The 667-nt window shown below is 60.1% G+C and carries 1 protein-coding gene and 1 pseudogene; both read left to right on the top strand.

What is annotated here, in order from left to right:
• Positions 1-380 (top strand): annotated as a pseudogene (locus tag B5F88_RS19920) (plasmid segregation actin-type ATPase ParM); the annotation flags it as partial.
• Positions 370-667 (top strand): hypothetical protein (locus B5F88_RS21685; protein ID WP_242959909.1); only part of this gene is annotated, 298 nt, incomplete at its 3' end. The pseudogene B5F88_RS19920 and the gene B5F88_RS21685, both read left to right, overlap by 11 nt.

The raw sequence follows: 667 nt of genomic DNA, 5'->3' as shown, positions 1-667 counted from the left end.
TGGAACTGGGCATGATCCGCTGTATCGATGAAATCAGCGAACAGGTGCGCCGGTTGTTTGGGCTGTCCATGACTACCGCTCAGATCGAGAGCGCCCTGCGGGGCAGCTCGGGCGGGATGGATGAGCGAATCAGGGCGGTCATCCACGCCCAGGCAGGCAAGTACGCCAGAAACCTGCTCTCGGCAGTCACGGAGAGCGGCTTGGACATCCGAGCCATGCCCACCATCTTTCTGGGTGGCGGAGCGGCGCTCTTAAAACGCCACCTTTCGGCCACAGACGGCCTGTGCCGCCCGCTTATCCTGGATGACGTATCCTTGAATGCCAAAGGATATGAGCGCCTTGTGGGGCAGATGTCGCGGGGTGTCGGCCATGGCGGGTAAGCGGCGGCTCAACCTTTCTTTTTCTCTGACATCGCCCCAGCAGCGGGAAGCCTGGCGCATCTTGAGTTCCATCCCAGCGGGGCAGCGGACAGACACCGTGTGCAGGATGGTCTGTAAGGCCCATGAACAGGACGCCCTACTGTCCGCCATCCGGGGGCTGATTCGGGAAGAACTGCGTCATTTGGATCTGACAACAGAAAAAAGCCAGCAGGCACAGGCCGGGGACATGGATGAGAATGTCCTCGGCTTTCTTCTTGCCCTGCAGCAGGAAGGAGATGAGATCACCT

It is taken from the genome of Flavonifractor sp. An306 (assembly GCF_002159455.1).
GTDB lineage: Bacteria > Bacillota > Clostridia > Oscillospirales > Oscillospiraceae > Flavonifractor.
Note: the sequence above shows the minus strand (reverse complement) of the source record. Positions and strands in the feature narration are given on the sequence as shown.